This window comes from Actinosynnema sp., assembly GCF_052038725.1.
In genome coordinates this window covers 1-11652 of sequence record NZ_JBQGCX010000401.1, presented here as the reverse complement: position 1 = coordinate 11652, position 11652 = coordinate 1, and the positions used below count along the sequence as shown (strand labels likewise).

The 11652-nt window shown below is 72.5% G+C and carries 11 protein-coding genes, 2 tRNA genes and 1 pseudogene; 7 read left to right on the top strand and 7 right to left on the bottom strand.

The window, feature by feature from the left end:
* A pseudogene (locus tag ACTUAL_RS08085) lies at positions 1-410 on the bottom strand (2-phosphosulfolactate phosphatase); the annotation flags it as partial.
* A 9-nt stretch (positions 411-419) separates the two neighbouring features.
* Complete coding sequence (locus ACTUAL_RS08080; protein WP_440899807.1) at positions 420-611, bottom strand: hypothetical protein; 192 nt, start codon at positions 609-611, stop codon at positions 420-422.
* A gap of 4 nt (positions 612-615) precedes the next feature.
* Between ACTUAL_RS08080 and ACTUAL_RS08075 the strand changes: the two genes are divergently transcribed.
* Genes ACTUAL_RS08075 through ACTUAL_RS08065 form a run of 3 tightly spaced genes read left to right on the top strand, consistent with a single transcriptional unit; the run spans position 616 to position 2553 of the window.
* Positions 616-1083, top strand: coding sequence for a ribose-5-phosphate isomerase (locus ACTUAL_RS08075; RefSeq protein WP_096491822.1), 468 nt, complete (start codon positions 616-618; stop codon positions 1081-1083).
* Complete coding sequence (locus tag ACTUAL_RS08070) at positions 1083-1757, top strand: hypothetical protein (protein WP_440899806.1); 675 nt, start codon at positions 1083-1085, stop codon at positions 1755-1757. The genes ACTUAL_RS08075 and ACTUAL_RS08070 overlap by 1 nt, the downstream gene beginning before the upstream one ends.
* Positions 1750-2553 carry an Fpg/Nei family DNA glycosylase gene (locus ACTUAL_RS08065; RefSeq protein ID WP_096491824.1) on the top strand — a complete coding sequence of 268 codons (804 nt, stop codon included), beginning with the start codon at positions 1750-1752 and terminating at the stop codon, positions 2551-2553. Before ACTUAL_RS08070 ends, ACTUAL_RS08065 begins: the two co-directional genes overlap by 8 nt.
* 52 nt (positions 2554-2605) lie before the next feature.
* Here the strand turns inward: ACTUAL_RS08065 and ACTUAL_RS08060 are convergent, their stop codons facing one another.
* The 4 genes from ACTUAL_RS08060 to ACTUAL_RS08045 all read right to left on the bottom strand — a co-directional run bounded on the left by ACTUAL_RS08060 (position 2606) and on the right by ACTUAL_RS08045 (position 6818).
* Positions 2606-3391: a hypothetical protein gene (locus ACTUAL_RS08060; protein ID WP_440899805.1), complete on the bottom strand. Its 786-nt coding sequence runs from the start codon at positions 3389-3391 to the stop codon at positions 2606-2608.
* A 109-nt stretch (positions 3392-3500) separates the two neighbouring features.
* Positions 3501-4718 carry a GNAT family N-acetyltransferase gene (locus ACTUAL_RS08055; protein ID WP_440899804.1) on the bottom strand — a complete coding sequence of 406 codons (1218 nt, stop codon included), beginning with the start codon at positions 4716-4718 and terminating at the stop codon, positions 3501-3503.
* 193 nt (positions 4719-4911) lie between these two features.
* Positions 4912-6210, bottom strand: a complete 1299-nt coding sequence (locus tag ACTUAL_RS08050; RefSeq protein ID WP_157767522.1) for a hypothetical protein — start codon at positions 6208-6210, stop codon at positions 4912-4914.
* A gap of 534 nt (positions 6211-6744) precedes the next feature.
* Positions 6745-6818, bottom strand: a tRNA-Gly gene (locus ACTUAL_RS08045).
* 61 nt (positions 6819-6879) lie between these two features.
* Between ACTUAL_RS08045 and ACTUAL_RS08040 the strand changes: the two genes are divergently transcribed.
* Positions 6880-6953: transfer RNA gene (locus ACTUAL_RS08040), tRNA-Pro, on the top strand.
* Between the two features lie 67 nt (positions 6954-7020).
* Here ACTUAL_RS08040 and ACTUAL_RS08035 read toward each other — a convergent pair.
* Complete coding sequence (locus tag ACTUAL_RS08035) at positions 7021-7929, bottom strand: LysR family transcriptional regulator (RefSeq protein ID WP_096491828.1); 909 nt, start codon at positions 7927-7929, stop codon at positions 7021-7023.
* 1070 nt (positions 7930-8999) lie between these two features.
* Between ACTUAL_RS08035 and tig the strand changes: the two genes are divergently transcribed.
* The 3 genes from tig to ACTUAL_RS08020 form a co-directional block, all read left to right on the top strand.
* Positions 9000-10352 (top strand): trigger factor, encoded by a 1353-nt coding sequence (tig, locus tag ACTUAL_RS08030; protein WP_440899803.1) that lies wholly within the window; start codon positions 9000-9002, stop codon positions 10350-10352.
* A gap of 159 nt (positions 10353-10511) precedes the next feature.
* Positions 10512-11141 carry an ATP-dependent Clp protease proteolytic subunit gene (locus tag ACTUAL_RS08025; protein ID WP_015799998.1) on the top strand — a complete coding sequence of 210 codons (630 nt, stop codon included), beginning with the start codon at positions 10512-10514 and terminating at the stop codon, positions 11139-11141.
* A gap of 204 nt (positions 11142-11345) precedes the next feature.
* Positions 11346-11652, top strand: a 307-nt coding sequence (locus ACTUAL_RS08020; RefSeq protein ID WP_440899802.1) for a ClpX C4-type zinc finger protein, incomplete at its 3' end; no start/stop codon positions are given.

Sequence of the window (11652 nt, the reverse complement as noted above, 5' to 3'; positions counted from 1 at the left end):
CCCTCGCCCGCCAGCGCCTCCACCAGCCCGGCCACGACCGCGCCCGCGCCCAGCAGGTCCTCGGCGCACGGTCGCAGCGGCCCGCCCGACGCGGGAGCCCCCGAGGTCAGGTCCACGCCCCACCGCTCCCCGGCCGGGACCACCCCGATCGGCCTGCCCCCGGCCAGCTCCACCGCGGCGGCGGCCACCGCGCCCGCGTTGCGCAGGCACCCGGCCAGCACCACCGCCCCCGTCGCCCCGGCGAGCGCGCACAGCGTCGCCCCGTTGGGCGAGGCCAGCGCCACCTCCTCGCCCGGCGGGACCTCCAGCAGCGCCGAGGGCCGCAGCGCCCACCGCGACCCGGCGACCGAGTCCCGCTCGGCCCACCCCACCGGTCGCACGCTCGCGCCCCGCCCCACGGCGACGTCCACCGTGTTTCATCAACTACAGGGTGGCCTGCCGTCACAGGGAAAAGCGCCCTGTGACGGCACCGCCGTGCTGAACGACAGAACGTCGACGACCACGAGGACCGCGCACTCCCCGCCCAGCGCGGACACCCCCTCGCCGCCCCACTCCAGCCTGACCCGGCAACCCTGTTGTCCGAACACGGCGCGCAGGATGGCAGACTTCACCGACGTGCGCGTTTACCTTGGATCGGACCACGCGGGCTTCGAGCTGAAGACCCACCTCGTGCAGTACCTGACCGAGACGGGCCACGAGGTCGTCGACGTCGGCCCGGCGGAGTACGACGCCGAGGACGACTACCCCCCGTTCTGCATCGAGGCGGCCCGCCGCGTCGTGGCCGACGAGGGCAGCCTGGGCATCGTGATCGGTGGCTCCGGCAACGGCGAGCAGATCGCGGCCAACAAGGTCCCCGGCGCCCGCTGCGCCCTGGCCTACAACACCGAGACCGCCCAGCTCGCCCGCCAGCACAACAACGCCCAGCTGATCGGCGTCGGCGGCCGGATGCACACCACCGAGGAGGCCACGGCGATCGTCGAGGCGTTCCTCGCGACCCCGTTCTCCGGGCAGGAGCGGCACGCCCGGCGCATCGAGATCCTCGCCGAGTACGAGCGCACCGGTCAGGCCCCGGCCCTGCCCTGATGCCCACCGCACGCGACCTGCTGTTCCGCGACGCGGACGGCGAACCGCTCTCCGAGCCCGACGAGGTGCTGTACTCCGGCGACCCGCGCTACCTGGCGCGGGTCGCGGACCTCAGGGCGCTGCTCACCGACGAGTCCGCCGAGGGCTACCACCGGTTCCTGGCGGTCCTCGCGCTCACCGCCTGGGGCCACGCCCCGGTGTACCCGGTCGTGGCGGCGATCGCGCGGGCCGGTCGGGGCTCCCCCTGGTACGGCAAGTTCCGCGCGGGCACCGGCGGCGACTACTCGTTCCCGGAGCTGGCGGGCGCCCTCGCCGAGGGCAGGGGCCGCACCGACGACGAGCCCGCCAGGCTGACCGCGCTGCGCGAGCTGCTGGCCCGCGCCGACGAGGTCCGCTTCGACTGGCAGCTCGCCCACGCCGCCGACGAGCCGGAGCTGGCCGACGCGCTGGCGGGTGCCGTGCGGCGCTGCCTGGACCGCGCCGACGAGCCGGACTTCGACCGGCTGCTCCAGGCGGCCGACCTGTGCGCCGTGCTCGGCCGCCACGACCGCCCGCGCGCCGAGGCGCTGGCCCGCGAGCTCCTGGCGCGGGACCCGCGCACGACGATCCGCACCCACCTGTGCCAGGTGGTCCCCTTCACGCCCGAGGCGCGTCAGGGGCGGGTCGATGCCTGAGGGCCACGTGCTGCACCGCATCGCGCGGTTGCACCAGCGCGTCTACGCGGGTCAGGCGCTCACCGTGACCAGCCCGCAGGGCCGCTTCGCCGCCGAGGCCGTGGACGGCCGGGTGCTGGTCAAGGCCGAGGCGCACGGCAAGCACCTGCTCCACGTGTACGGCCCGGACGCGATCGTGCACGTCCACCTCGGCCTGTACGGCAAGTTCGCCGAGCACGAGCCGCCGGTGACCGAGCCGGTGGGCCAGGTGCGGATGCGGATCGTGGGCGAGCGGAGGTGGACGGACCTGCGCGGCCCGGCCGCGTGCGAGGTGCTGACGCTGGACGGGGTCGCGGCGCTGCGCGCCCGCCTCGGCCCCGACCCGCTGCGCCGGGACGCGAAGCCCGCCGAGGCGCTGGCCCGCATCCGGCGCTCCAAGCAGCCGCTGGCGACTTTGCTGATGGACCAGAAGGTCGTGGCCGGGATCGGCAACATCTACCGCGCGGAGCTGCTGTTCCGGCACGGCCTGGACCCGATGAAGCAGGGCAGCGCCGTGGACGAGGAGCTGTGGGCGGCGATGTGGCCGGACCTGGTGGCGCTGATGCGCGACGGCGTGAAGGTGGGCCGGATCGACACCGTCCGCCCGGAGCACCTGCCCGAGGCGACCGGCCGCGCCCCGCGCGAGGACCGGCACGGCGGCGAGGTCTACGTCTACCGGCGCGCCGGGCAGCCCTGCCTGGTCTGCGGGACCCCGGTGGCGCACGCGGTCCTGGCCGCCCGCAACCTCTACTGGTGCCCCACCTGCCAGCAGGGGTGACACACCGAGGGCGGCTTCCCCGAAGGGAAACCGCCCTCGTGGCTGTCACGGCTCAGAAGTCGAAGCCGCCGCCGAAGTCGCCGCCGCCGTCGAACCCGCCGAAGTCGCCACCGCCGAAGTCGCCACCACCGAAGTCGTCGCCACCCGTGTCGCCGCCGCCGTCGCCGCCGGCAGCGCCCTCGGCGCCGTCCGCGTACCCGTCGGCGTAGGCCTCGTTCAGCACGTCCGGCGACACCCCGGACCTCCCGGAGAACATCGCGCTCATCAGCAGCATCGAGCCGACGCCCCAGGCGCCCGCGACCAGCGCCGGCTTCCACCAGGGCTCGCTGTACCAGCCCTGCGGCACCGGCCGCCCGGCCACCACACCACCGGGGTAGTAGTGCGGCGTGTGCTGCCCCGGCTGCGGCGAGGCCGCGTAGCTGTGGCCCTCCACGCTGACGTTCCGGTCCTCGGAGACCCGCCCCGCCTTGCCCTGACCGGTCAGGTCCGGCAGCTCGGGGCCGGGGTCGATGCCCATGGCGGTCCGCGCGGCCCGCACGTAGTACAGGCCCTCCATCGCGGTCTGCGTCACGAGCCTGCACTGCTCGACCGTCTTGGCCTGCTCCATCTGCGACCCGGCGGCGGTGAACCGCTCGGAGGCGTCGGCGAGGGCCTGCGTCGACGCGGTGTCGGTGCCGGTCAGCGACATCACCTGCCCGCCGAGCCGCTCGACCCAGCGCCGCGCGTCGGCCTGCGCGTCCTCGAGCTCGCGCTGCCGGGCCGCCGCGCGGTTGCGCGAGGACACGAAGATCGCGCCCGCCACGACCACGAGCAGCACGAGCACGACTGCGGTGCCCACGGTTCCCTCCAAGGGGTCTCGGCTGTCCGTCCTGCCCGGTGGAACGAACGCGGCCGTTCCCCAGTTCCCCGCACGGGCCGGGAAACCGCCCGTTCGGGTCGAATCCGGCTCAGAACACCTCCGCGCAGTGCGGCTCCTCCTCGCCCAGGAACGCGAGCGTCAACCGGGAGAGCGCCCCCGGCGCCACCTCCCGCACCTCCTGCGCCGCGCCCACCGCGCTGAGCCGCCCCCCGCCCCGGAACGCCGCCCCCAGCGCGCGGGCGCTCGCCACCACCTCCGCGTCCGCCTCCGTCCGCGCCACCGACGCCACCCCGTCCCGCACCGCGAACCGCCACCGCCCGGCGTTCCACGGGCAGAACCCGTCCACGACCTCCAGCACGAGGTCCACGTCCACCGCGTACCGCCGCAGCGGCAGCGCCCGCTCCACGTCCACCAGCCGCACCCACAGCGAGTCCACGAGCCGCCGCGACGCCGCCCTCGGGTCGGCCAGCAGCCGGGTCACCGGCTCGCCGGAGCCCGCGTACTGCTCGACCGAGCCGACCATGTCCAGGTCCAGCAGGTACCGGTAGAGCGCCGCGTACGCCTCGTCCGTGCGCGCCACCAGCTCCCGCACGTGCGCCTCGTGCCGGGGACCGGAGTGCCCCCAGTCGTGCTTGACCCGGTACACCGCGTACCCGTCCGGGTGAACCGCGTACCGGTAGGCGCTGAGCCCGTCCCGATCGGACGGCTCGTCGGCGAAGTGGACCTGCCAGTTCGCCGCGCTCCTGGACAGCCACCCGGTCCGCCGGGGCGCCAGCTCCTGCCGCAGCTCCACCATGAACGGCATCGCCTCCGCGCGCGGGAGCTCCTTGACCCGCGCGTCGCCGACGCCCACGTGCGGCGCGAACGCGGCCCCGCGCGGGAGCGACAGCGCCTGGAAGTCCGCCGCGTGCCCGTACCCGAACCGCCCGTAGATCCCCGCCTCGGACGCCCACAGCGCCGCGATCGCCTCGCGCCCGCGCACCGCGTCCAGCTGGACCCGCATCAGCTCGGTGAGCACCCCGCGCCTGCGGTGGCCCGGCTTGACCGCCACGCCGGTCACCGCCGCCACCGGGTGCTGGCCCGCGCCGGGCAGCGTCAGCCGCCGGGAGCAGATGGTCGCCCCGCCGATCAGCTCGTCGCCGTCCAGCACGGCCGTGCTGCGGGGCGCCTCGAACAGCGGCAGCCACCGCTCGGGTTCGGTGGTGTCCTGGAGGAAGGCGGCGTCGGACAGCCGCTGGAAGTCGCCCAGCTCGGTGATCGAGAAGCTCCTGGTGGTGAACGCCATGCCGAGTTCATACGCCCGCACGGGGGAGAGCGCGAAGCGATTTCCCCCCGACCGGCGGCGCCTGCCCGCGCGCGGCGCGCCCGGTGTGCACACTGGCCCGATGACGCGCGCGAAGCTGCTGGTGCTGCTCAGGTGCCTGTCCACCACCGCGATCGGGTTCCTGCTCGTGGTGCTGGCCGTCCAGTTCGGACCCCGCCTGCTCGGCTAGCCGCGCTCACCCCGCGCCGGGGGTCGAGGTCGACACGATGATCTGCTCGGCCACGAACCGCGCCAGCGGCACCTCCGGCGCCAGGTGCTCGTCGTCGGCGAACGGGGTGAACCGGCCCTTGATGCCCTCGCGCCCGTGCACCAGGGCGTTGCGGGTCTTGAGGATGCGGCGGCTGAGCGCGCTGAGCACCAGCGCCGAGTCCCGCCCGCGCAGGTCCACCTTGTCGCCCTCGGCGAACCGGACCGTCCGCGTCGCGTAGTGCTCGACCAGCCCGCGGTCGTAGGTGGTGAGGTCCTGGACGAGCACGGCCAGGTCCACGTGCCGCTGGAGCACCAGCCGCAGCGCGACCTGCTCGTTGACCACGATCTCGTCGCCCTCCACCCGCGCGGCCCGCCCGACCTTGCGGATCAGCTCCCGCAGGTCCTTCTTGCGCCGGTAGGAGAACGCGGGCGCGGTGAGCGACTGCTGCACCTGGTTGATCAGGTCGTCCTGGTACGCGCTCTCGAAGAAGTGCTCGGCGACGTGGTAGTAGGACAGGAACTCCAGCACCGGGCTGTCCGCCGACACCCCCAGCTGGTAGTGGTGCACCAGGTCGCCGACGTACGCGCGGCGCGGCACGTCCACGTCGCCCGCGCGCGCCCTGCGCACCCGCGAGATCACCGAGGGCCGCACCACGTCGTCGAAGGAGCGCGCGGGCACCAGCGCCACGTCCAGGTTGTAGGCGAGGTGGAACAGCACGGCCTGCGCCGGGGACGTCCAGGACGCCGCGGCGCGCGGGCGCTCCGAGGTGATCCGCAGGGTGAGCAGGCTGGTGGCCTCGCGCAGCAGGTCGAACACCGTCCAGTCGCGCTCCTGCCGCTCCTCCACCAGCCGCTTGGGGTCGAAGGGGCCGAACACGATCCGGTCGGCGGGCACGCCGCGCTCCTTGAGCACGTCCCGCACCCGCAGCAGGTAGCCCACGCTGGGCGGGCCGACCTCGTAGCGCACGCCCTGCTGGTCGTCGGCCAGCACCAGGCCCTCGCCCAGGAGCCTGCGCAGGTTCCCGCTGGGCCTGCTGAACTGCACCAGCACCTCGAACGACTTGTCGGAGGCGACGGCGGTCCCGTCCAGCGGCCGGTGCGCCTCCACCGAGGCCGCCACCGCGGCCAGCTCCGAGGTCGCGGTGGAGATCGAGTGGAAGTCCCCGATGCGGTACGTGTACGCCTCACCCGACCGCGTGACCTTCAACCGAAGGATCTGCGCGATGGCGTCGGCAAGGGAATCGACGTCGAGTTCCACGGCCCGCCTTCCGTCCGCTGTTGTCATCCATTCGTGGGTAATCCGAATGGGAGAAGCAATTCTGCCGGCACGTGGCGCGCTGTTCCGGGCCGGACAATGCTAACCGCTCGGGCATTGCCCTCCGGGCACCCGTGGAATGCCGTGTCGCCCGCGCGCGGCCCGCGACCAGCGCGGTTGCCCGCCCCCGTTCCGGCGCGCGCGGCGGGAAAAGCGGGCGGGCGCATTTCCGGTTCCGCATTCGAGGTGGCGAGCAGTGGAGCGCTCGCGTTCGCGGGGCGGGGGTTTCCCGAAAGCCGGCGGGCGTCGCGCGAGCCGCCCGCGCGCCCGATCGGGCAGCTCGGGATTCCGGACGACGCCCACCCGGCCCGCGCGGCCGTTCGGGGACCGCGCCGTCCCGACCGGACGAGCGCCACTCCGCCCCCGCGACGCCCGCGACCCGCGCGGCACGACCGCGCGGGGTTCGGTCCAAGGGGTGGGGGAGGGCTGCGCGAACCGGCCCCGGAAACGCCGAAGACCGTCCGCTCGGGACGGTCTTCGAAGGCTCTACCAGCGACGATCTGGTGGAGCGGGTGACGGGAATCGAACCCGCATGACCAGCTTGGAAGGCTGGGGCTCTACCATTGAGCTACACCCGCGCAGCGCCCACCGGGTGGGTGCTGAAAACAGCTTAGCGCGTCGCGCTAAGCTCCTGGTGACCGGGGCGTGGCGCAGTTTGGTAGCGCACCCGCTTTGGGAGCGGGGGGTCGCAGGTTCAAATCCTGTCGCCCCGACGGTCTCGGCCCCCTCTGCGCAGCACGAGGGGGCCGCTCCGCATCACGGCCCTGCACGTCGACAGCCCTACGCGGGTGTCGCGGCCACCTGCTCGCTCACCACCTGCGCCGCCGCCGAGACCAGCGCGGTCACCGACGGGTTCGCCGAGTTGTCCTGGCGCCACGCGAACTGGGTGAACACCCGGAACGGCGGGGTCCAGCCGATGCGGCTGAGCCTGCCGTCCGCCAGCTCCGCGGCGACCGTGACCTCCGGCACCAGCGAGATGCCCAGCCCCGAGGCGACCGCCCGCTTGGCCGCGTCGACCGAGTCCAGCGCCAGCACCGGCGACCGCGACTCGGCCTCGTGCAGCCCCAGCGCCCGCTCGAACTGCTCGTGGTAGCTCGCCCCGTTCTCGGCCCTGACCAGGGTGCTGCCCCGCAGGTCCGCCTCGGTCACGGCGCCCGTCCTCGCCAGCGCGTGGCCGGGGCCCGCGACCATCACCAGCGGTTCGGGGCACAGCACCGTGGTCTCCAGCCCGTCCCGCTGCTCGACCGGGCCGATGAAGAACGCGCAGTCCAACCTGCCCTCGCGCACGGCGGCCAGGTTCGACCGGGTTGTTCGCGAGTGCAGCGAGATCTGGACGCTCGGGTAGCGCCAGCACATGTACTCGATCAGGGGTAAGAGCCGGTAGTCGGTGAGGCTCTGGGCGCTGCCGATCACGAGGTGCCCGTGCGGCTCCCCGTTCATGGTGATCGCCTTGCGGGCCTTGTCGGTGAGCGTGATGATGTTGCGCGCGAACGGCAGCAGCTCGACCCCGGCGGAGGTCATCTGGATGCCGCGCGGCAACCTGCGGAACAGGGCGACGCCGAGGGTCTCCTCCAGCGCCTTGATCCTGGTGGTGATCGTGGGCTGAGAGCAGTTCAGCGTGGCGGCGGCCTTCGTGAAGCTGCCGGTCTGCACCACTGTGGTGAACGCCAGAAGTTGACGGGTCTCCATGGAACTCCCCAACGGTCCGTGGTGGATCACGGCGAGAGGCGGTTCGCCGTGGGTTCCGCGCGTGGCGGTGGTCGGCCGGTCCCGGCTGGTGGCCGGGGGTCGGGTCAACATCGCCTCGCGGCCGGGCCCTGGGGTTCCGGGTGGCGCGCAAGCCCGTCGTGCGGCTGCCCGAGCGGCGGACGGGCGGACGCCCGCGTGTTCGGGGGAATCGGCGGAATGGTCTTCATCGGGGTCATCGGCACCTTTTCTGGTAGGTGGTAAAGAGCGCGATGACATGTCTCGCTCGTTCCGTTCCCGGTCGCCCGCCGCGTTCACGTGCACGACGACGGGGCGTCCGGATGACTTAATCGTCTTTCCTGGCCGCCTTCTTGCGGCCTGCGGCGCAACGGTACCGGAATCCCACACTAATGGACTACGGCGAGTGGAGTCATCTCCGGGCGTGAAAGTTTTCTGCGCACCGGTGCTCCGAATGGCCTCACTTCACCTGTAAAGGCTAGCGTTCCGCCGCGTTCGTCGCTGTGGGTAAGAGTGCGCTGCGGCGCCAGTGTTACCCCACTTGAGCCCGCCGCTGTCCGGTTACGCTCGGTTTCACGCTCCCGGTGCACCACGACGCCCTGCGAACGGCCTAGTCGGTGCTGGGCCGGGTGTCCCTCCGGGGCCGCCGGTACGCGGATGTTCCCCGCAACGGCGGAATGGGTGACCGGGAGGGCGGTAAAGGCTGCCCAAACCGGCGCGCCGCCGCGGTCGCGCCCGTTGTCCGCGCAGTGCCCGCCCGGTTCGTCCGCTTCCGGGTCGGCGCGGAAAACCCGCCCCGGACTCGATTCGACGGCGCCCGGCCCGCCGAAAACTATTTCGTGCGCGCGCCGTGTCGGAAAACCGCGCGCCGCCGGGCGGCCGACCTCTCGCACCGCGCGCGCCGCGCCGGGCGCGCGCACCCGCACGTGAACCACCCGGTCGCGGGGTGCCACCCCGGCCGGGGGCGGCCTCGCCTAGACTCAGGCGAATCCCGTCAGCCGCCCGAACCTGGGCGCTGCGGGGTGTTCCGCACGTCCCGTTACGAGGAGACCACGTTGAAGAGCACCGTCGAGCACCTGAGCCCGACGCGGGTCCGGATCAACGTCGAGGTGCCGTTCGACGAGCTCAAGTCGGACTTCGACCGCGCGTACCGCAAGCTGGCCAAGCAGGTCCGCATCCCCGGCTTCCGCCCCGGCAAGGTCCCCGCCCGCGTCCTGGAGAGCCGCATCGGCCGCGCTCCCGTCCTGGACGAGGTCGTGCAGGAGGCCATCCCGGCGAAGTACCTGGAGGCCGTGAACTCCGGCGAGCTGCGCACCCTGGGCCGTCCCGACTTCGAGGTGACCAAGATCGAGGACGGTGACACCATCGAGTTCACCGCCGAGGTCGACGTCCGCCCCGAGATCACCGTGCCCGCGTTCGGCGAGCTGTCGGTGAGCGTCGGCGAGCAGGAGGTCACCGACGAGGACGTGGCCACCCAGCTCGACGAGCTGCGCGCCCGCTTCGGCACCCTCACCGGTGTGAAGCGCCCCGCCCAGCAGGGTGACTTCGTCGTGGTCGACCTGTCCGCCACCGTCGACGGTGAAGAGGTCGAGGAGGCCAAGACCTCCGGCCTGTCCTACGAGATCGGCTCCGGCCAGCTCGTCGAGGGCATCGACGAGGCCCTGGTCGGCGCCTCCGAGGGCGAGACCAAGAACTTCACCACCAAGCTGGTCGCCGGCGACCACGCGGGCCGCGACGCCGACGTCGTCGTGGTCCTCAACAGCGTGAAGGAGCGCCAGCTCCCCGAGCTGGACGACGAGTTCGCGCAGCTGGCCAGCGAGTTCGACACGCTCAACGAGCTCAAGGACGACCTGCGCACCCGCCTCGGCCGGGTGAAGAAGATGCAGCAGGGCGTCGAGGCCCGCGACAAGGTCCTGGAGGCGCTGCTCGCCGGCGTCGAGGTCCCGCTGCCCGAGGCCGTCGTGCAGAGCGAGATCGAGGTCCGCGAGCACGACGCGGTGCACTCCTTCGACCACGACCAGGAGCGCTTCGACGCCTGGCTGGCCGAGCAGGGCCAGACCAAGGAGGAGTTCGACGCGGAGGTCCGCACCGCGTCCGAGCAGGCGGTCAAGACCCAGCTCGTGCTGGACGCCATCGCCGACGCCGAGCAGCTCACCGTCTCCGACGCCGAGCTGACCGAGCGGATCATCTACCAGGCCCAGCGCTTCGGCGTCAGCCCCGACGAGTACGTCAAGCGGGCGCAGCAGTCGGGCCAGCTCGGCGCGATCTTCGCGGACGTGCGGCGCGGCAAGGCGCTGGCCACCGTGGTGCGCCAGGCGACCGTGACCGACGAGTCCGGCGAGAAGCTCGACCTGGACGAGCTGTTCGGCGAGGCCAAGCCCGCCGAGGGCGACTCCACCGAGGAGTGAAGCCCTGAGCGAACGCGGGCGGTGTCGGGAAGGCGACGCCGCCCGCCTTCGTTAAGGTCGGGGTGAAGGGGTTCGCACGGCGCAGCGGGCGCACCGCAGGCCTGAACCAGGCGGGCGGGCCCCACTGAAGACCGGCGAGCACAGGACCAGGAGATTCCAGTGAGCCAGTTCCACGCGCCGCAGTCCCGGTACGTGCTTCCCTCGTTCGTCGAGCGCACGAGCTACGGCGTCAAGGAGTCCAACCCGTACAACAAGCTGTTCGAGGAGCGCATCATCTTCCTCGGCGTGCAGGTGGACGACGCGTCGGCGAACGACGTGATGGCCCAGCTGCTCGTGCTGGAGTCCGAGGACCCCGACCGGGACATCCTGATGTACATCAACTCGCCGGGTGGCTCGTTCACCTCGCTGATGGCCATCTACGACACCATGCAGTTCGTCCGCCCGGACATCCAGACCTACTGCCTCGGCCAGGCCTCCTCCGCGGCGGCCGTGCTGCTGGCGGCGGGCACCCCCGGCAAGCGCCACGCGCTGCCGAACGCGCGGGTGCTGATCCACCAGCCCGCCACCGAGGGCGTGTACGGCCAGGTGTCCGACCTGGAGATCCAGTCGAACGAGATCCAGCGCGTGCGCAGGCTGCTGGAGTCCACCCTGGCGCACCACACCAACCGCTCCCCGGAGCAGGTGCGCGCCGACATCGAGCGCGACAAGATCCTGACGGCCGAGGAGGCCAAGGAGTACGGGATCGTCGACACCGTTCTGCCTTACCGGAAGCTCTCGGCCAGGTCCTGACGGCCTGCCCCCGACACGCCGTGCCCGACGGGTTGCCGCCGGGTTCGCCGGGTCGGGGGCACGCTGGTGCTCCCACCCACGCGGGTGGGCCAGGTACCTTCGAGGGGAACACGGCGGTCTCCCGCTCTCCGCGCGGGGACCCGCCTCATCAGCAGTCAGGCGCGCCGACCCCCGGTGCGCCGGAGGGGACAGAGGTCAGCGGTCATGGCGCGTATCGGTGACGGCGGCGACCTGCTGAAGTGCTCTTTCTGCGGCAAGAGCCAGAAGCAGGTGAAAAAACTCATCGCCGGCCCCGGCGTCTACATCTGCGATGAGTGCATCGACCTCTGCAACGAGATCATCGAGGAGGAGCTCGCCGACTCCACCGAGCTCTCCTGGGATGCGTTGCCCAAGCCGCGGGAGATCTACGAGTTCCTGGATTCGTATGTGATCGGTCAGGACCAGGCGAAGAAGGCGTTGTCGGTGGCGGTCTACAACCACTACAAGCGGGTGCGCTCGGAGGGGGAGCGCC